This is a genomic window from Methanobrevibacter thaueri, from assembly GCF_003111625.1.
Taxonomy (GTDB): domain Archaea; phylum Methanobacteriota; class Methanobacteria; order Methanobacteriales; family Methanobacteriaceae; genus Methanocatella; species Methanocatella thaueri.
Map to the genome: position 1 here is coordinate 1 of NZ_MZGS01000026.1, position 18,200 is coordinate 18,200.

Genomic DNA, 18,200 nt, shown 5'->3' on the forward strand with positions numbered 1-18,200 from the left:
TCCCGGTCCTAAGGGTAGGTTATCCACGTGTTACTGAGCCGTACGCCACGAATCTAAATTCGTTCGACTTGCATGGCTTAATCGAATCCCAATAGCAGTAACATCTGCCAGGATCAAACAGAATTGATGCACATAACAGATACTTTTGAAGTATACTAAAAAAATATAGACGAGTAATTAATACATTTAAAATTTGATACGAAAGTTTCTATAATCAAATTTCACCACATCTACAAAACTTACATCATACCTAAAAAACTTAGGTACTCACAAAGCACATTCATGATATTAATAATTTAATTAATACAATAAACATGATAATTTATAGCTACATGCGGAAAAGCAACCATCATTGTAAAGATTGTATTAAACAATAATACTTAGGTCATCGCCATAAAACACATAGCACATCTTATAGAGACAGAACTTCCATTAACAAAGTCAATTGAAAAACATTGCAATTACTACTAAAAAATAATATAAGTAAATTTAAAATCTTAAATTTAAACACTACAATTAATTAAAAGTTTATTATTAAAAATAAATCATAAAAATAGAAAATAAAAATAACTTTTTTTCAAAAATAATTTGAGATGATAAAAACTATTTCAGTATTACAAAAAATAATTTTTTTAATACCTATCATTTTATCACGCTTGCGGAGATCCAAAAACATAGATTATATTTAAAACTTTCTATCTAATTCAAATAATAATTGCTTTATATATAAGATAACAAAAGATATTATTGGTGATAAAATATGAAGTTCGGTATAGAATTCGTACCACAAATACCATTAAATGAGTTAGTAGACTTAGTAAAATTAGCAGAAGACGTTGGTTTTGAATACGCATGGATCACAGACCACTACAACAATAAAAACGTATACGAAACCTTAGCATTAATTGCATCTGCAACTGAAACCATTAAAATGGGTCCTGGTGTAACCAACCCATACGTAAGAAGCCCAGCAATTTCAGCTTCCGCTATTGCAACCATTGACGAAATTTCAGAAGGAAGAGCAACCTTCGGTATCGGTCCTGGTGACAAAGCAACTTTCGACGCTTTAGGAATCGCATGGGAAAAACCTGTATCCACTATTAAAGCAGCAATCGCTGACATTAACACCTTATTATCAGGTGGAAAAACCGAAGGTGGAGCAGCATTAGGTGGAGCAAAAGCTGTTCAAGAACACATCCCTATTTACATGGGTGCTCAAGGACCTAAAATGTTAGAAACCGCTGGAGAAATCGCAGATGGTGTATTAATCAACGCTTCCAACCCTAAAGATTACGAAGCTGCTATGCCTATGATTAAAAAAGGTATCGAAGCAGCTGGTGGAGACAAAGCATTTGACGTAGGTGCATACACTGCAACTTCCATTGGTGCTGACTCTGACGCAGCTAAAAACGCAGCTAAAATTGTAGTTGCATTTATTGCAGCAGGTTCCCCACCTCCAGTTATCGAAAGACACGGATTACCTGAAGGATTCAACGAACAAATGGGTGCATTCTTAGCTAAAGGTGACTTCGGTGGAGCTATTGGTGCTGTAACCGATGAAGCTTTAGACGCATTCTCCGTATGTGGTACTCCTGATGAGTTCATTCCTAAGATTGAAGGCTTAGCTGAAATGGGTGTAACTCAATACGTAGCAGGATCCCCTGTCGGAAAAGACGTAGCAGAATCCATCAAATTATTAGGAGACGTAATCGCAAGTTTCTAAACTTGCTTACTTTTTCTTTTTTTATTTTTTTAGACCATTATACACAACTTAACAACATACTATTTTTAACATAATTTTTAATTATAACTTCCATATAATAATATTATAATGGAAATTGAAAAATTAACAAAGGAAATTAGACAAAGAGCTTTTGAGCGAAAAGAACCTAAAACCCCAGAACAGGTTGGGGCAAGTTGGTATAATGATGATTTAACTTATGATGGCGTTGCAAAAACACTGTTCATGATTCTGCCCACACCAGGCTGTGCTTGGGCTCTTGGAGACAGCGGCGGATGCACAATGTGCAGCTATGTGTCCGACTGTACCCTTGAACCAATCGACACCGATACCATCCTAAGGATATTTCATGACCACCTCTCAAGACACCCAATAGCTGAGGAGGATAAAATTTCCGTAAAACTATTCGCTTCCGGAAGTTTTTTAAACCCATATGAGCTTCCGAAAGAAGCCCGTGACGAAATATTGAAAACACTGATCGGTTTGGGTAACGTTACAGAAATCATAGTCGAGTCAAGACCGGAATATGTGAAGGAGGAATATCTTGATGAAATCTTTGAGATTATCGGAGACACACTGTTTGAAGTGAGCATAGGCCTTGAAACATCCAACGACTATACCCGTTTGAACAAGATCAACAAGGGTTTCACACGAGACGACTTTGAAAACGCCGTCAAGCTGATGCAGGACCTCAAGGAAAGCAAGGGTTATAACATAAAATCAAAGGCATACATATTCGTAAAGCCTATCCTTGTATCTGAAGACCAGGCAATAGAGGAAGCGATTGAAACCGCAAGATACTGCGATTCTATCGGAGTCAACAGGTTGTCATTCTGTCCTGCAACAATTCATAGCGGAACAGTCATTGAGAGATTCTGGAGAAAAGGAGCATATCAGCCGCCATGGATCTGGTCATGCATAGAAATCATAAACACCGTGCGTGATGAGCTTGACATACCTGCACTCCTAGACACTTCAGGTTTCGGTTCAAGGCGTGGTCCATACAACTGTAAAAAATGCAATAAGGACCTCAAGCACATGATCATAGCAAATAACCTGACACAAACAAAAATCGACTATGAATGTGAGTGCAAAAACGAATGGCTGGCCGAAGTGGAGAATTGTGATATGAACTCATCAACCGTTGAGATTAAACATATCCCATTATATTAATATACCTAATGACATTATATATTTAGTAGGAGGAAAATATGAAAAGTAAATTTATCAGTTTACTAGCCATACTTCTTGGGTTAATAATCATCGTGTTTCCGGTGATGGGAGTTGTTGGAATAGCTGACCTGATAAGCATGTCAGTATTATTGGTATCCATTTATTTGCTCGTAGTGGGCGTGGCTATAATAGATTACAATAAAACCGGAGCAATACTCGATTTGGTATTGGGTATAATCCTATTATTGTTGAGTATCTGCTTAATATTCGATCCGATATTGCTTGGATTTTTAACCGAAATCACATTATACCTTGCTGGAATAATGCTGATTGTTGTCGGGCTTGTTTCATTAATCAACAACCGCCAGTCCAGATACGGATTTTACATCGGAATCGCCGGTGTGGTGCTTGGTTTACTCTACATTATAATCGGAACATACGTTACAGACCCAATAATTCTCGGAACATTAATCGGAATATGGTTAGTAGTTAGTGGTGTTTTAAAATTGATGGATGGTTAAAGCAACTGTCCACTAAATTTCTTTTTTTGGTGTTTATTTTGATAGGAATTAGCGCAGATTTCGACCCTGTCCATAAGGGTCATGAAAAATTAATCGAGGAAGCCTGCAAGTTGGCTGACAGTGAAGGCAAAAAGGTTGTTGTCTACTTAAACAAGGGTTTCAGTGCAAATCACGCCCCTTTTTTCGTTGACTTTGATGCCCGCCGTGAGATGGCATTGGCGTTGGGTGCAGATGAGGTCAGGTCATTTGAAGGTCTCCATCATAGACTGGTGCTGTCCTACAGCGTTCCCATAAGGCTTAAGCAGATGATTGACGATGGAGTGACAGACTACATCACCTCCGCCAGCATTTCCCTGGATGAAATCAAGGCAAAGGCCCAGAAATTCATTGACGAGGGCAATTTTGTTGGAATGCCCAAAAGCTACACCAACCGTAACGAGATACGATGGTATGCAATAAATGAATTTTTAGGCTCAAAGCTCAATTATCATGTTGTGAAGGAATTCAACAAGGACAAGTATTCCGGCAGACTGATCAGGCAATCAATCATCGACAACGGAATGGTAATCGCCGACGAGGTTCGAAAGCTGCTTCCTGAATCAACAGTTGAAATTCTCCAGCGTGAAATCGACGCCGGAAGAACCCCCGGTGAGCGCAACTGGCAGGACATCTACAAGAGAATGAACACCTATTCAAGGGGAAACCTCGAAAAGATAGCTTATCTTAACGGAAATACAATAAATGAAATCATTAAAAGAAGGGTTTATCGTGACCCCGAGTCCATCTGGGCAGTGTTTAGAAGGTCCGATTACGGTCCAGTAATGACCAGGCTTGCCATCAGCGCTATTGAAATGGAAGTTAGCAAAAAAGAGGTCATGGACCTGATGAAGAGCTATGAGGCCGAAGGCGTGATTCCAGATAACCAAAAGGTGCAGCGTGTAATTGACAGGGCATGGTATGTTGCATGTGAAGGCGAGAAGGGCATTAGCGCACGTGATGCCAACAACAGGTTCAGAAGCGAGAACATTGAGGTGGAAAAACCTCCAATGACCATCGAAGCAGGGCTTAACCTGACCCGATTCGAGACAAAAATCACCAAGGAAGGCCTGGACACTGATTTATATGTCGACAAGAACGGTAAAATCTCCGTTCAGTTCAAAAGCGAGGGCAAAAAAATCAAAACAAACCTTAGGTTGCCTGCACGTGACGTGACCTATTTGCGCTACATAATGGATTCACATTTCATTCCGGTTAGCGGAAGCATAAAAAAAGCCAAAAAGGGATTCAAGGTTAAAGTGGTTATCGGTTGAGTTTTTCAAAGGCAGCCCTAACCATATCCAATTCATCATCATCAAAATATTCAAGGATTTCCTGCAATTCTTCAGATTTTCTTTTTTTGGAATTAATGGTGTTATTTATTCTTGAGGCGGATTTTTCACGGAAGTCATTCCCTTCAGTCAGTTCCAACACATCAAAGAATTCCTCTTCAAGGCCATGTTTTCTGGCAAGGCAGGATGACTCAATCAACACGGCAGACAATGTTTTTGTATATGTGCTTCTAAGCAGTTTCAAAAGGCTTGCATCGCCTATCCTGTCGCTGAGGATTTTGGTTTCTATGTAATCATTTAAGAATGCCAATTCATTTGCATCTTCACCAGAGAGATATAGTACAGGATTTTGCGAATCTATCTTTCCGATTATTGCTCCGTCAACAAGTTGGTTCACATGTTCATTGATTTGAAGTGTTGTGTCGGGAGAGACATTGTTCAAGTCAAGATAGACGCCCTTTGCATATTTTCCATATTCCTTTGCAACGCTCAAGGCGGTTTTAGGCGAATTTGCAGATATCAGAAGGTCGGATTTTCCAGCAACTTCCTTAAATGAATCCAGAACTTCAACGTTTGACCGCTCAATTCTTTCGATGGTTTTTTGGGATCTGTTTTCTTTTGAAGTCACAATGGCAATGTCGTCTGATTGGATTAATTTTGCCAGATTTTGTGAAACCTTTCCAAATCCTATAAATCCAATTATCACAGCATCACCAGTTATTTTTTAAATAAAAGCATGTCGTGCAGGTTTGCACCAATATGTCTTGATATTGTATTGCATTTTGCACATAACAGGAAATAAACCTCTTTTGATGACAGGTCTATTTCAGATAATCCCTCATAATTGCCCATTCCCTTGGATATGACGAATTCGTGGTCGTTGAAGATTTCTCTGAACTCATCTGAAATCTCGCTGTCAACATAGCCAACAGTTCCGCAGCCTATGTCCACGATTTCGCCGAACTCATCAAGTCCCGCATCAAGCGCTTCCTTTCTGGTCGCATCATTCAATATAGGCACTGATTTCACGGCAATTGTGATGTTTACGTCATATTCCTTGATCTTTTCAAGGAGCAGCTTGTCAAATACTATCTCTCCTGTATTGTCGACGAGATAGAGCACCTTGTCATGTTTTCTTAGGGACTCTTCAAACTCCTCTATGTCCTTGACAGTCAGTTCCTTCTTGAGGGATTCCTTGATAACGCTTTCAATGTCATCGTCCAGTGTGAACGCCCCAAAGTCCAATATGTTTCCTATGATGGCAATCTTGACATAGTTTTCAAGGCTGTCATCGTCATTCAGTATCCTCTTGACGTCGGGAATGTATTTCAGCGCTATCTCATTTCCTTCAATTTTTTCCTTATAATAAGGGTCCCTGCAGCCGGTCTTTTCTATAATCATCCTGTGCATTGCGGAACCTGTTCCGTTTGAGTTGGTGTCAACCTTGAAGTTGTTGCTGAGGAACTTGAATATATCCTCCATGACTTCCATCTTCAAAGTTTCGTCATCCGTTGACAAGTCCAGTGCCTCACGGGCTTGCCTTAAAAAGCAAGGGCCACATTCATAACTGATTTTCAAGATCAACCACCGTAAATAATTTGGACAAGCTGGATTTCATCATCTTCATTGATTACTGTGTCCTCTATGACCAGTTCCCCGTTTTGCTTTGACACTATTGTCTGCGGGGACAATTCCATTTCATTCAACAGATCCTTTATTGTATAATTTTCGTGAGGGATTTCGCGCTCCTCACTTAAGCTTTTATATTTTAATAAGAATGACATTTTATCACAATCCCAATTCCTCCAGGAATGAACATGCCTTGCACAAGTCATTTGCTGACGGCTCTCCGCATCTTGAACATCTTCCATGTGCATATTCCTTCTGCATCTCATCCTTGAGTATGTTTTTTATTTTATCGTATCCCCTGAGGGTTGAATACTTTATTGTAGGGTGCTTTTCGGCCAGTTGGTTTATTGCCTCTGAGACCTCACCCCTGAATGACTGCATTGCATACGGGCAGCTGTCGAAGTGGACTTCCAGTTCCTTTGCGACAACATACAATCCGATTTCACGTTCCGGAATTTCCCTAAGGGGCTTGATTTTAACTGTGAATTCCTTTGCCTGGGATTCCGTTTTGGCACCCAGTTTTGTAAGGTTATCTGTGTTTCCTTCAAGGTAATTCATCATTATCCCCTGAACCTCATCGTCAAGATTATGTCCTGTTGCTATCTTGGTCGCTCCCATCTCACGGGCTGCCTTGTTGATTATTGTCCTTCTGAAGACTCCGCAGTATGTGCATGAACCCCTGTGGTTTTCCCTTTGCATAATCTCATCGAGGGTTATGCCGTAATCTTCCTTGAGGGACACCACCTTATGCTCTATTCCCAATCTTTGGGCATGCCTTGTGGCGATGTCAACGCCTTCCTGGCGGTAGTTTGCAATTCCCTCATCGACGGTCACTGCACATAAGTCTATGATGTGCCTTTCCCTAAAGGAGTTTAAAACTTCAAGTGTGGTAACGCTGTCCTTTCCACCTGACAGTGCCACCAGAACCTTATCTCCCTTATCAAGTAATTTTTCCTTTTTGATTGTCTTTATTGCCTTTTTTTCAATTGATTGTATGAAACAATCCTTGCATAATAGCTGTCCGGATTGTTCCCTTTTATAAATTACTTTAGGATTACCACAGTTAGTGCATTGCATAAATATTACCTACATCTGTTCTACAAAGTGTGCTAATTGATTTAGAGTGTTTACCTCAAACACTTGCGCTCCAGCTTCCCTATACAGTGAAACGCAACTGTCAACTATATCCCATTTGTTCTTGTCTTCCGGATTAAGGATGATGACCTTCTTGGCATCCCTCACCATTTCCTCAACTATCTCAACACTTGCGGGAATTCCGTTCACCTTTGGCCCCGCCCAATCCCTGCAATCGGACAATATTATCACATAGGACTTGTTGTTGATGTTTGCCTTGTCCTGGAACTGCTTGAAGGCTGAGTACATGTCTGAGGTTCCATGAACCATCATGTGCTTGATTCGCATGTCCTTAACTTTCACAAAGGAATCTATCAGGTATTCCTCTTTTAAGGCCTTTGTTGTTTCTATGACCTTGTTGTCGAATTCAAAGGTACGTGACCTCTTGAAGGCTGTTTGCGCTGAAAACATAAGCATGAAAAACCAGCTGCTTATCCATTCGCATGACCCGCTGATGTCGTTTAAAAACAGGTGCTCGTTCTTATGAGGTCTTGGCTTTGCCTTCACAAGCTCCATCGGAACGCCACCGTACTTCAGGTTGGCTCTCATTGTTCTTCTCATGTCAATCTTATGGGAATGTGCCTGGACTTTTCTTCTTGAACGCTTGTTGGCTATTCTTTTACCTAACCTTTGACATATCTCAAGCATCCTTGGGTCGAACCTGTTCAGTTTTGTCAAGTCCTTGTTCATCAGCTCTCCGTCACGTTCAAGCCTTTTGGCCTCCTCAAGCAACGGTTGGCCTGAAAGCATCTTGAGCTTTTCGTTGTTGATTTTTTCCTTTCTGATCTTTTGGCCTATGGTGTTTTGCTTTTTGATGATATACTTGTTTGATTTGGGTCCCGCTCCACGGTATGCCTTACCTTTATTCGGGTCTTCAACCTTCTTCTTTTCAGGCTCCGGAAGGGCGAAAACCTTTTCAAAAACCTTTAGGAATTTAGGAATGTCATATCTGTCCTTGACATATACGGCCATCAGGGCTGTCTTTAGGAGGTCCCTGTCCAAATCTCCCAGGTTTTGATAAATCTCCATAGCTGACTGGGTACTTCTGATACTTACCGGCAGGCCTTCCTTTCTCAAGTCAGCTGAAAGATTTGCAATTTTATTAATCATCTTATCCTTTGTTGAAAATGTCCTTTACAACTCTTTTTCTATCTGATTCTGTTTTGATGGCCACACCGATGGTGTCTTCCATGGTTTGGTCTATATTTTTGGTTCCGAGATTGGAAACTGACTTGACCCAGTCCACAGTACCTCTTACGGACGGTTTTTTCATCAGGTTCAAATCACGTATCCTGTGCACGAGTTTAACGACGTGTGAAACTGTGTCGTCATCCACTCCAGGTATTTTGGACTTGACGATTTCTATTTCCCTTTCAACGGTAGGATATGGGATGTATAAGAAAAGGCACCTGTCCTTTGTCTCGTCAAGAAGGGACCTTTGGGAGTTGGATGTCAATATAACAATCAAATCGTTATTCAATTGGAATGTTCCCAAATCGTTGATTGTGATTTCCTGTTCGCCCAATGCCTGAAGCAGGAAACTTTCGACTTCCTCATCGGCCTTGTCTATCTCATCTATTAACAGGACAGAGTCATTGTCATTTAAAAATGCGTTGAGCAATGACCTTCTTATGAAAAATTCATCGTCAAAAATCTCATCGACATTGTTGGAATCGTTTTTGGCAGCCTCCAAATGCAATAGCTGCTTTTGATAATTCCATTCACCGACAATCTGTTCAAAAGTAATTCCCTCATAGCACTGTATCCTGAAAAAGTCCCTGTCAAAGGATTTTGCAATCACCTTTGCAAGCTCTGTTTTTCCAACGCCCGGAGGGCCTTCAATAAGCATTGGTTTTCCAAGTAAAAAAGACAGGTATAATGTTGTTGAAATCTCATTGTTTGAAACATAATCGGATTCCAAAAGCATCTTGTCAATGTCTTTAATAGAGATATCTTCAATTTGCAACTTTGTAACCTTCATTAAATTTTTGTTATTAAAATAAATATAAATATGAATTTATTTAAAGTTTATGTATACATGAATTTAGGAGGTAAAATATGGATTCTGGAAATGCAATAATCATTGCATTGATTGCAATTATCATAGTTGTGGCAGGAGTGCTTTTCTTCATGAATGGGCATGGAATTGTTTCCAATGACCAAAATCAGATTGGAAATTCCACAGTCCAGACAAACGGCAGTGCAGTATCAAATGATGCTTCATCCGGCAACGCTCCAAGTCATAGCAGTGGCTCCGCATCAACTCCAACAGATACTGTTAGCTCAGACAATAATCCAAGTGCATCCAGCAATGTCGCAACAAGTGATGCCGCCAGCTCAGCTGATAGTGAAGCAAGTTCTTCCGAGTCAACCCCTCAAGCGGGACAGGCTGAAGGAACCTATGACCCGGCAGACTTCGATTAGAACTAATTTTTAAATTGATCAGGATTTTTGAACAATTCAAAATCCTGCACATATTCTTTTCCGGTAATCATGGCTATTTCTGCCTTTTGGAGCTCTGAACCCAAATAAGCGGCATGCTCCATTCTGGTTACCAATTCTTTTGAGATGATTTCCTCATAAACTTCTTTTGCGGATTGTCCGACAATCACCAAATCCGCCTTGTTTTTCTTAAAATGAGTTGCAGTTATTCTGCTTTCCTTGACGGTTGTTCCATAATCGACATTGATTTTAAAGCTTCCTGCCTTATCCCTTATGAACTTCATTGGCTTTTCCTGCCTGACCTGTTCGATGCCGTCCAATTCATTCAGGATAATGTCGTTTCTCTTATGCTTGTCCTTGAATGCAACAAGATTGATTCCAAGGTCTTTCGGAATGGACTTACGGTGCTTTGCAAGAAACATCATCTTGGAGGCTGTGGACAATTCATAAACGCTTCCGCGTGTCTTTCCACTTTCCTCAGGTGTGAAGAGTATGCTCACTCCCAATTCCATACCGATTCCTGCAAGAAGAACATTTACACCTCCTGAGTCCGCATCCATCAGTTCTGTAACATTCCCAACACCGAAAAACATAGGTGCAGGGTTGGTCTTGTGAAAGTCGTTGCATGCGATTATTGACTCGACAATGCTTGAGCTGTTTACCGGATCCAGAATCAAGTCCGCAACATACCTTATGCCTTCAGTGTCCTTAATCAATTGATGCATTGACTCGACCCTTTCGGCAGGGGATTTTGGTGACTTTCCCTGTGAAAAGTTGGTCGGAAGCAGCACTGCAGGAATATCCTTTTCTATTAGCAGGTCCTTTATTTCAGAGTTGTTTCCCAAATCAAGGCTCAGGACAAAATCGATGCCATTTTCTGCGGCGACCCTGATTTCATCAGGATTCAGTGTGTCTATGCTCAGTGGCCTGTCGCCCACAATTGGCCTCAGGGTTTGAATGATTTCAGGAATCTTGTCTGAGAAATCCTCGCCCGCAGCCATACCTATGTCTATCATATCGGCTCCGGAATCAACGAAATACTGGCACTTGTTGATCAGCGCCTCCTTTGACAGGAATGGGGCATTTGCAATTTCGGACAGAACCCTCATCGGGAAATCCTCACCGACCGGAAGGTTTCTAATCAGGATATTGTTCGGCTTTTCAAGGAGTCTCCTGATGTTTTCCTCATCGTTTTCAAACTCTTCTATGAACTTGAAGGCCTCCTTACGCTTTTCCTCTTCAATCAGCTTATCAGCAGGCTTGTCTTCGGACAAATCAATGCTTCCAATAAGATTTAAAACCATTGCAAGGTCCGCTCCATCGGTGGATCCCTTGAATGTTGGAATTCCAAGTTCCTTTGTGATTTCCTTTGTTCCCTTCTTAATCAGTCCAGGAACAAGAATCATGTCAATCTCATCCAATTGGTCTGAAAAGCATTTTTTAACTTCGTTGATGATTAAACGGGGAGTCAGAAACGCTGCCACTTGAGTATTGTCTACAATATGGACTATTATTTCCTCTTTTGAATCTGAAACTACCTCTTTTATCAAAGGATATGCCAACTCTCCGGTAACTATTAAAACTTTCATGCTTTTCCCCAATCAGAATTTTTTTAATAATATATATTATTATTAATACAATATATTAAATTTTCTTAAAAAATCGCTATTTTATTATAAAAGATGTTAAATTTGTATAAAATATAATGGGAAAAACTAAAGGGTTTATTAAGAAAATAAGCAAAAAACAAAAGAATAAAACAATAAAGTTTAAACAAAATTATTCAAAATTTTAATTTTAACATAAAATTTATATATTTTGTAATTTATAATGATTATACATGATAAATATATGGAGGAGAATTAATGATTGAAATTCGTTTTCATGGTAGAGGTGGACAAGGTTCCGTAACTGCTGCTGAGATTTTGGCAAAAGCAGCATTCAAAGACGGCAAGTATGTTCAAGCTTTCCCATTCTTTGGAGTAGAACGTAGGGGAGCTCCAGTTATGGCTTTTACTAGAATTGATGACAAACCAATTGAAATGAGATATCAAATCTATAATCCAGACTATGTATTAGTGTTAGATGATGGATTGTTAAATGTGGTAGATGTATTTTCCGGAATTAAAGATAATACTGAAGTTATTATCAACACTACCGAATTTGAAGGCAGTGGAGAACACAAGGTACACGATATTGACGCAACTGGAATTGCGCTTGATATGTTAGGACGTAACATTGTAAACACAATTATCTTAGGATATTTTGCTAAAAAGACCCAAGTTGTAAGTATTGAATCACTCGTGGAAGTGATTAAGGAAACCTTCCCTGGAAAAATAGGAGAGTTAAATGCGGAAGCTACTCAAAAAGCTTACGAAATGGGATAAAAAGGTGAGACAATGGTAAATATAGGATGCGTTATTAAAACACCTGGAAATACTAAAAATAATAAAACCGGAAGCTGGAGAACTTTCAAACCTATTCTAGACAAAGAATCATGTATTGATTGTGACAATTGTATTTTATTCTGTCCAGATTCCTGTATAAACAAACAACATGATATTGATTACGATTACTGTAAAGGATGTGGAATTTGCGCACACGAATGTCCTTCAGATTCAATCGAGATGATAAAAGAATAAAGAGAGTGATTAGATGGTAAAAGAAGTAATGACCTCAAACAAAGCAGTTGCAGAAGCTGTAAGATTAGCAAAACCAAAAGTTATTCCTGTTTATCCAATTACTCCACAAACTACAATTTCAGAATACTTAGCTCAATATGTAGCTGACGAAAAAATTGACGCTAAATATGTTAAAGTAGAATCAGAACACAGTGCAATAAGTGCTGCAGTGGGAGCAAGCGGTGCTGGAGTAAGAGTATTTACAGCAACATCCTCACAAGGATTAATGTTAATGCACGAAATTTTATATGCAGCAGCAGGTATGAGAACACCTTTCGTTCTGGCTGATGCAAACAGGGCAATTTCCGCACCATTAAACATTTGGAACGATCAGCAAGACTCCATTGCACAAAGAGACGCAGGATGGTTACAAATTTATGTTGAAAATGCACAAGAAGCATTGGACACTACCTTAATGGCTTATAAAGTTTCAGAAAACCCTGATGTATTATTACCTTCAATGGTATGTTTAGATGGATTTATCTTAACCCACACAGTTGAACCTGTTGAAATTCCTGAAGAGGAAGATGTAGACAAGTTCCTACCTCCATATGTACCGGACCATGCTTTCCTTGATCCAAAACAACCAATGTCAATTGGTAACTTTGCAGATCCGGAATACTACATGGAAGCAAGACATGATATGGAAGTTGCAATGGACAACTCCGTTGAAATCATTCAAAAGACATGCGATGAATTTGCTGAAATCTTCGGAAGACAATATGGCCTTGTTGAACCATACAAAACCGATGACGCAGAAATCATATATGTTGCAATGGGTTCCATCTGCAGTAGTATCAGAGTTATCGTAGACCAATTAAGAGAAAAAGGAGAAAAAGTTGGTTTACTTAAAATCAGAGCATACAGACCGTTCCCAACAGAAGCAATCAATGAAGTCATCAAAGACTGCGAAAAAATTGCAGTTGTTGACAAAAACTTCTCATTCGGAATCGGCGGAGCGCTCTATGCAGACATGAAAGTTAAATTTGACAAAGAGATTTACGGATTCATTACTGGTTTAGGTGGAAGGGACATCACTCCAGAAGCACTAACCGAGATTTATGAAAAAACCAAAAATGGTCCTGAAAAAGCAGTCACATGGATTGGACTTAAGGAGGAATAAAAATGGTGGACATTCCTGATAAAAATTTATTAGCACCAGGACACAGAGGATGTGCTGGTTGTGGAGCATCTATTGCTGTTAAACTAGCTTTAAACGCATTAGGTGAAAATACCGTAGCTGTTTCTGCTACAGGTTGTCTTGAAGTTATGACTACACCATACCCAGAAACCGCATGGGAAATTCCATTCATTCACGTAGCATTCGAAAACTCCGGTGCAGTTGCATCCGGTGTTGAAAGTGCACTTAGAATTCAAGGAAAAGACGACGTTAATGTAGTTGCTTTCGGTGGTGACGGAGGAACTGTAGATATCGGTCTGCAATCCTTATCCGGAGCTATGGAAAGAGGACACAACATGACATACATCTGTTATGACAACGAAGCATACATGAACACAGGTATTCAAAGAAGTGGGGCTACCCCATATGGTGCAAGCACTACTACTTCACCAAGCGGTGTAGCAAGTTTCGGTGAAGACAAACCTAAGAAAAACATGCCTATGATTATGGCTGCACACGGAATACCATACGTTGCAACCGCTTCAATCGCATATCCTGAAGATTATGTCAACAAAGTCAAAAAGGCTGCAGAAACCAAAGGTCCTGCATACATCCACTTGCAACAACCATGTACAACCGGTTGGGGATTCCCTTCAGAAAAGACAATCGAAATGGGTAGATTGGCTGTAGAAACTGGATCCTGGATTTTATATGAAATTGTGGACGGCAAATTCGAAATCACATACAGGCCTGAAGAAAGAAAACCTGTTAAAGAATACTTGGCTCCACAAAAAAGATTCAGACACTTGAACGATGAAATCGTTGAAAAAATCCAAAAATATGTTGACGCAGAGTGTAAAGAACTAGGCTTATAAGGTGATACGATGGAAAGTATTGTTGTAAACAGCAATTTATGTGACGGATGCCTCAACTGTTCAAATATGTGTGCATCAATCCATAGTGCTAGCAGAATAAAAATTATAGAATATGATTCTTCCTTTTATTCCATTGTATGCCAACATTGTGAAAGCGCACCATGTATAAAAATCTGTCCGACCGAAGCAATAACCGACGAAGGCGTCGATACGGAAAAATGTATCGGCTGCGGATTATGTGTAATGGTCTGTCCATTCGGTGCAATGACTTTCCAATCAAAAGTTGCTGAAAAATGTGACCTCTGTGCTGACAGAGAAGAAGGACCTGCATGTATCAAAGCATGTACCAAAAGGGCTATTACTGTTGCTGATCCTGAAAAGGTCAAAGCCAAAAACCAAGAGAAATACTTGGCCAAGATGGCAGGATTATACGAACCTGATAGCTCAAAAGGCGGCTTTGTCCATGTGATAACAAGTCAAGCAAGAGCAAGACTTGTTTTGGATGAATAGTAAAATTATGTTTAAATCAGGAAACTGTACTGAATGTACAACCTGTGGAAGTTGTCAACAAACACCAAATGTTGACACTCCAACCTTATTTTGTATGAATTGCCAACCATCGGAAGCACCATGCCTATTGGCCTGTAAGGAGAATGCCATTGAGGTATTGGGCGGAGCCATCACAATCAACGGTGAAAAGTGCACCAGGTGTGGGGACTGCGTTGAAGTATGTCCAATTGGTGTAATAAAAATTTAAATATTTTTAAAACCAAAAATAACATTAATTGATTTTACAAGGTTTTTAATTTGATTACTAAAGATGTTATTAAGGATACCGTTTATGAACTTTACAAACAGGCCGTTATCGTCCTTGGTGATGATGTGAAAAAATCACTTGAAGATGCGCTTAAAATTGAGGAACATGACCTTGCAAGGCTGAATATTGAAGCTATCTTGAAAAATATCGAACTTGCAGAAGAAAAGGGAATTCCGATGTGTCAGGATACAGGTTTGCCTGTTGTTTTTGTCAAGTTGGGTAATGTTGAAGTTGAAAATTTACGTGAAGGAATCGAAGAGGGAATCAAAAAGGCCACAAAGGAAATCCCAATCAGGCCAAACATAGTCGATCCGCTGACACGTGAAAACACAAACGTCAATGTTGGAGACTACATCCCTCCGATTGACATTGAACTGATTGATGAGGATTATCTGGAAATTACAATTCTTCCAAAGGGATTCGGTTCAGAAAACAACAACGCATTGAAAATGGCATTGCCTGCCGAAGGAATTGAAGGCATCAAGGAATTTGTAGTCGAATCAGTTCTCAAGGCCAAAGGAAAACCATGCCCTCCAACCGTAGTGGGAGTTGGAATTGGCGGAACCTCCGATTTATGCTTAAAACTGGGCAAAAAGGCATTGCTTGGAAAGGTTGGTGAAAGAAATCCTGACCCTGAAATAGCCAAACTGGAACAGGAAATACTTGATGAAATCAACGCATCTGGAATTGGTCCGATGGGTCTTGGCGGAAAAACAACAACATTGGATGTGAAAATCCTGAAGGCACACACCCATACCGCAGGATTGCCGATTGGCGTTTGCATACAATGCTGGGCCGATAGGCATGCAACAACAAAAATATATGATGATTAGTTTTAAAACTAATCCAATTTTCTCTTTTTTTATCTGAAAGACCTTGGAGTTGTAGGTCGTGGAATGTTATCATGGAATTCGACAGCAACATCCATCATCTCAACGGAAATGTCACCTATTCTTTTGAACGCCTTGATAACCCTGAACAAGTAAATGAAATAGTTTGAACGTTCCTTTTCATCGAAAGAGCTTTCTGCCATCTGGGTTGCAATCAAGTTAATGGCCTTGGACTGCATGATATGGATTGTCTCCTCAAGTTCTGTCAAGTCATCCTTAAGCTCGGTTTTCCCTTCGATGAACGCTTTCATTGCCAGACGAATCATGGCTTGGGCTGTCTTATACATTTTCTTCAATTTTTTCAAGATGTTTTCGTCGACCTCATAAACGTCGTTGATGACGAATTTGGCGATGTGGCCGCAATAGTCCCCGATACGCTCCAAATCATAGGCGATTTCATTGTAAAGAAGTGATTTTGAGATTTCTGAATTGTAATTGATGCTGACAATTGTCTCCACTGAGGTCCTTATCTTTTCAACCATGTTGTTTGTGGCGTAATCCATTTCCAACGCCTTGCTGGCCATATCCTTGTCATATTCAACAATTGCCTCAAATGAAGTTTCAAGCTGTGAGTGAACATGCTTTGCCATGTTTGCCAACATGTCGTTTATCAATACGTTTCCGGTGGTGTTTCTGGTGTTTGAGTAATCCCCAACGGACTCAACGATTTCCTCATAGTTTTTCAAATCTATCATGTAGGCTCTTTTGATGGTGCCGTCCTTAACAAGGGGCTGTAAAAGCTGAGTAACATATCTTCGGGTGATTCCCAACCTTTCGGCAATCTCATCCTGTGTTGAAGGGTTCTCATATAAAATAAGGTCCAAAATCTCCTTCAATGTCTTGTCTCTTTTACTCATAAGCATCCCTACTTCTTGTAGTCATCCAACAAATCATTGGATTCGAATTGAATATTATCGAAAGATTCATTTATGCCCGGATTATTTTTATTCATGTCAATGTCCTTTTTGAACTGGACATCTGCTTCGTATTTCTCCATATTGGCTTTTTCATGACTTTTAGTGTGGACATATTCTCGTTTTTTGTTATACTCAAAGTCTTCATGCTTTTTGGAATGATGTTTCTTGCCTGCATTCTCCTTTGAGAAGTTTTCCTCATTGATTTTATGCTTTGTAATCCTGAATTCCTTTTCAGACCCTCTTGCTGACAATAGGATTTTAACAATCACATATACAATCAACACCAATGCGATAATTGCTATTGGCAAATCAAAGTAAGTAAAAACAACATCATAGAGGTTTGTAATTCTATTCTCAAGGTCTACGAAACCCCTGGCAAGGAATATGATTCCTACAAATGCTATGATAACGCCATGACCTTTCTTTATGATATCCGGCTTTAGCACCAATGGATAAACACTGATGATAAGCATTGCAACTCCCAAAATCCTATACAGGTTGTTGTTTGCCAGATTCTGAAGTGACAGGAATACACTAAGGAATGTATGTGGCAAAATTCCAGCCTCAGACAATAAAGCAAAGATCAGCAACAGTTGAATCAATGCAATCACTGCAAGAGGGAATACGTATGCAACCTCCCATTCGAACTTGTGGCTGAATGTGGCTTGCTCAACAGGCTGTTCCAACATCTCTGAAAGTGTATTATATAGAACAGATGAAATAACGGACCCGATTACAGTACCTGCAACTCCTAAAACAGAAGTTAAAATAGCAACAAATGCTGAAATGCATCCCACCAATATGATTTTCTTATAGTTCATCAGTTCCACCTTGAGAGTTTAATTCAAAATTAATAATATATTATTTTATTTTATAATAATTTAAAGTTTAAGGTATATGCCAAAAAAACCTTACTTCAAAACAACCCGAAA

Annotated in this window: 21 protein-coding genes and 1 rRNA gene; 12 read left to right on the forward strand and 10 right to left on the reverse strand. The window is 39.6% G+C overall.

The window, feature by feature from the left end; translation table 11 throughout:
- Window positions 1–124 (reverse strand): 16S ribosomal RNA (locus tag MBBTH_RS07750); the annotation flags it as partial.
- 636 nt (window positions 125–760) lie between these two features.
- Here MBBTH_RS07750 and mer point away from each other — a divergent pair.
- The 4 genes from mer (at window position 761) to MBBTH_RS07770 (ending at window position 4,745) form a co-directional block, all read left to right on the forward strand.
- Window positions 761–1,723, forward strand: coding sequence for a 5,10-methylenetetrahydromethanopterin reductase (gene mer, locus MBBTH_RS07755; protein WP_116592484.1), 963 nt, complete (start codon window positions 761–763; stop codon window positions 1,721–1,723).
- Between the two features lie 108 nt (window positions 1,724–1,831).
- The gene (locus tag MBBTH_RS07760; protein WP_116592485.1) at window positions 1,832–2,914 is read left to right on the forward strand and encodes an archaeosine biosynthesis radical SAM protein RaSEA; all 1,083 of its coding nucleotides are present in this window, start codon (window positions 1,832–1,834) and stop codon (window positions 2,912–2,914) included.
- Window positions 2,915–2,952: 38 nt separating this feature from the next.
- The gene (locus tag MBBTH_RS07765) at window positions 2,953–3,435 is read left to right on the forward strand and encodes a DUF308 domain-containing protein (protein WP_116592486.1); all 483 of its coding nucleotides are present in this window, start codon (window positions 2,953–2,955) and stop codon (window positions 3,433–3,435) included.
- 29 nt (window positions 3,436–3,464) lie between these two features.
- A complete protein-coding gene (locus tag MBBTH_RS07770; protein ID WP_116592487.1) occupies window positions 3,465–4,745 on the forward strand; it encodes an adenylyltransferase/cytidyltransferase family protein in 1,281 nt (426 codons plus the stop codon).
- On the opposite strand, the gene MBBTH_RS07775 is transcribed toward MBBTH_RS07770, so the two are convergent.
- Genes MBBTH_RS07775 through MBBTH_RS07800 form a run of 6 tightly spaced genes read right to left on the reverse strand, consistent with a single transcriptional unit; the run spans window position 4,735 to window position 9,492 of the window.
- On the reverse strand, window positions 4,735–5,469 hold the full coding sequence (locus tag MBBTH_RS07775) for an NAD(P)-binding domain-containing protein (protein WP_116592488.1): 735 nt from the start codon (window positions 5,467–5,469) through the stop codon (window positions 4,735–4,737). The genes MBBTH_RS07770 and MBBTH_RS07775 overlap by 11 nt on opposite strands.
- An 11-nt stretch (window positions 5,470–5,480) precedes the next feature.
- Complete coding sequence (locus MBBTH_RS07780; protein ID WP_116592489.1) at window positions 5,481–6,341, reverse strand: damage-control phosphatase ARMT1 family protein; 861 nt, start codon at window positions 6,339–6,341, stop codon at window positions 5,481–5,483.
- A 2-nt stretch (window positions 6,342–6,343) separates the two neighbouring features.
- A complete protein-coding gene (locus tag MBBTH_RS07785; protein ID WP_116592490.1) occupies window positions 6,344–6,547 on the reverse strand; it encodes a MoaD/ThiS family protein in 204 nt (67 codons plus the stop codon).
- A gap of 4 nt (window positions 6,548–6,551) precedes the next feature.
- Window positions 6,552–7,469 (reverse strand): TIGR00269 family protein, encoded by a 918-nt coding sequence (locus MBBTH_RS07790; protein WP_116592491.1) that lies wholly within the window; start codon window positions 7,467–7,469, stop codon window positions 6,552–6,554.
- Window positions 7,470–7,478: 9 nt separating this feature from the next.
- Window positions 7,479–8,636, reverse strand: coding sequence for a vWA domain-containing protein (locus tag MBBTH_RS07795; protein WP_116592492.1), 1,158 nt, complete (start codon window positions 8,634–8,636; stop codon window positions 7,479–7,481).
- A gap of 1 nt (window position 8,637) precedes the next feature.
- The gene (locus tag MBBTH_RS07800) at window positions 8,638–9,492 is read right to left on the reverse strand and encodes an AAA family ATPase (RefSeq protein WP_116592493.1); all 855 of its coding nucleotides are present in this window, start codon (window positions 9,490–9,492) and stop codon (window positions 8,638–8,640) included.
- A gap of 92 nt (window positions 9,493–9,584) precedes the next feature.
- On the opposite strand from MBBTH_RS07800, the gene MBBTH_RS07805 reads away from it, so the two are divergent.
- Complete coding sequence (locus tag MBBTH_RS07805) at window positions 9,585–9,950, forward strand: hypothetical protein (protein WP_116592494.1); 366 nt, start codon at window positions 9,585–9,587, stop codon at window positions 9,948–9,950.
- 2 nt (window positions 9,951–9,952) lie between these two features.
- Here the strand turns inward: MBBTH_RS07805 and MBBTH_RS07810 are convergent, their stop codons facing one another.
- Window positions 9,953–11,557 (reverse strand): dihydropteroate synthase-like protein, encoded by a 1,605-nt coding sequence (locus MBBTH_RS07810; RefSeq protein WP_116592495.1) that lies wholly within the window; start codon window positions 11,555–11,557, stop codon window positions 9,953–9,955.
- 276 nt (window positions 11,558–11,833) lie between these two features.
- Between MBBTH_RS07810 and porC the strand changes: the two genes are divergently transcribed.
- From porC to MBBTH_RS07845, 7 genes are read left to right on the forward strand one after another with little or no spacing between them, the layout of a single operon-like run.
- Complete coding sequence (porC, locus tag MBBTH_RS07815; RefSeq protein WP_116592496.1) at window positions 11,834–12,355, forward strand: pyruvate synthase subunit PorC; 522 nt, start codon at window positions 11,834–11,836, stop codon at window positions 12,353–12,355.
- A gap of 12 nt (window positions 12,356–12,367) precedes the next feature.
- Window positions 12,368–12,610 (forward strand): pyruvate synthase subunit PorD, encoded by a 243-nt coding sequence (porD, locus tag MBBTH_RS07820; protein ID WP_116592497.1) that lies wholly within the window; start codon window positions 12,368–12,370, stop codon window positions 12,608–12,610.
- Between the two features lie 13 nt (window positions 12,611–12,623).
- The gene (gene porA / locus MBBTH_RS07825) at window positions 12,624–13,772 is read left to right on the forward strand and encodes a pyruvate synthase subunit PorA (protein WP_116592498.1); all 1,149 of its coding nucleotides are present in this window, start codon (window positions 12,624–12,626) and stop codon (window positions 13,770–13,772) included.
- 2 nt (window positions 13,773–13,774) lie between these two features.
- Window positions 13,775–14,644, forward strand: a complete 870-nt coding sequence (gene porB, locus MBBTH_RS07830) for a pyruvate synthase subunit PorB (RefSeq protein WP_394340200.1) — start codon at window positions 13,775–13,777, stop codon at window positions 14,642–14,644.
- A 9-nt stretch (window positions 14,645–14,653) separates the two neighbouring features.
- Window positions 14,654–15,154 (forward strand): 4Fe-4S dicluster domain-containing protein, encoded by a 501-nt coding sequence (locus tag MBBTH_RS07835; RefSeq protein ID WP_116592499.1) that lies wholly within the window; start codon window positions 14,654–14,656, stop codon window positions 15,152–15,154.
- Window positions 15,147–15,401: a 4Fe-4S binding protein gene (locus MBBTH_RS07840; RefSeq protein ID WP_243409768.1), complete on the forward strand. Its 255-nt coding sequence runs from the start codon at window positions 15,147–15,149 to the stop codon at window positions 15,399–15,401. The genes MBBTH_RS07835 and MBBTH_RS07840 overlap by 8 nt, the downstream gene beginning before the upstream one ends.
- 50 nt (window positions 15,402–15,451) lie before the next feature.
- Entirely contained in the window at window positions 15,452–16,294 is an 843-nt protein-coding gene (locus MBBTH_RS07845; protein ID WP_116592500.1) for a fumarate hydratase, read from the forward strand.
- A gap of 29 nt (window positions 16,295–16,323) precedes the next feature.
- Here the strand turns inward: MBBTH_RS07845 and MBBTH_RS07850 are convergent, their stop codons facing one another.
- On the reverse strand, window positions 16,324–17,208 hold the full coding sequence (locus MBBTH_RS07850; RefSeq protein WP_116592501.1) for a PhoU domain-containing protein: 885 nt from the start codon (window positions 17,206–17,208) through the stop codon (window positions 16,324–16,326).
- Between the two features lie 8 nt (window positions 17,209–17,216).
- Window positions 17,217–18,089, reverse strand: coding sequence for a hypothetical protein (locus tag MBBTH_RS07855; protein ID WP_116592502.1), 873 nt, complete (start codon window positions 18,087–18,089; stop codon window positions 17,217–17,219).
- Window positions 18,090–18,200: the final 111 nt, after the last annotated feature.